This window comes from Bradyrhizobium sp. Crot121 (assembly GCF_059512385.1).
In genome coordinates, this window is sequence record NZ_JCAMOR010000262.1 from 1 (window position 1) to 1,056 (window position 1,056).

The 1,056-nt window shown below is 59.9% G+C and carries 1 protein-coding gene; it reads right to left on the reverse strand.

From position 1 onward, the window contains the following. Window positions 1-15: 15 nt before the first annotated feature. Window positions 16-962 (reverse strand): IS630 family transposase gene (locus AC5ZGW_RS46410; RefSeq protein WP_474419576.1). Its coding sequence is split into 2 segments (ribosomal slippage): window positions 16-621 and window positions 624-962, totalling 945 coding nucleotides; the frame shifts between segments, so codons are not numbered across the junction. Window positions 963-1,056: the final 94 nt, after the last annotated feature.

Below are 1,056 nucleotides of genomic sequence, written 5' to 3' on the forward strand. Positions count from 1 at the left end.
TAGAGCGTGATGAGATTAGGTTTGACCATATCCGGCGTTGGTGAAGTAGTTTGAGCACTCGGCGGGTGTGACAGTGTCGAGGATCGGACCAATGGCATCGTAGACAGCCTCGGTGGTCCGCTTTGCGGCTTTGCGAAGCCAATGCTTGAGTTTGGCGAAGAACTGCTCGATCGGGTTCAGATCGGGTGAGTATTTCGGTAGGAAGAACAACCGTGCACCGGCGGCACGGATGGCGCGACGTACGGCCTTGCCCTTGTGCGGGCCGAGGTTGTCCATGATCACGATGTCGCCGGGCGGCAATGTCGGGACTAGAACCTTTTCGACGTAGGTTTGAAAGGTTTCGCCATTGATCGGTCCATTGACGAGCCACGGGGCCGTGACGCGATCGTGGCGCAAGGCGGCCAGGAAGGTCATGGTCTGCCAGTGGCCATGTGGCACCTTGGCCTTGAGCCTTTGACCGCGCGGCGCCCAGCCCCGCAGCGGCGCCATATTGGTTTTGGTCCAGGTCTCGTCGATGAACACCAGGCGAGACGGATCGATCCGCTCCCGATATTTGCTCCATTGCGTCCGCCGACGGGCAACATCGGGACGGTCCTGCTCGGCAGCAATCAGCGTCTTTTTTTGTGACTGAGCTTCTCGGCGTGGACGAAGTTCCACAGCGTCCGGTAATCGACCTTCAGACCACGCTCGGCAAGCTCGGCCACCAGCCCGCGCAAGGTGAAATCCGCCGTCCGGCACCGTTGCACCAGCCAATCACGATGCTTTCCCGAAATCTTCTTCGGCTTGTAGCCGCCGATCTGATCCGGCTCGACGCTGCCGGTCCGGCGAAAGCGCTGCACCCAGAGAATGGCCGTGCTGATGCCTACACCAAATTGCGCCGCCGCCTGATGGCACGACAGGCCGCCCTCGCAGACGGCGTCAACCACGCGCTCACGCAGATCAGTCGAATACGCTCGCCCCATCCATGCCGGCCTCCTTCCCAGCCAGCATGTTGAATCAGAACCGATCTGATTTGGGAATCCTCAATCGATTCAATCTAATCCCATCCCGCTCTAG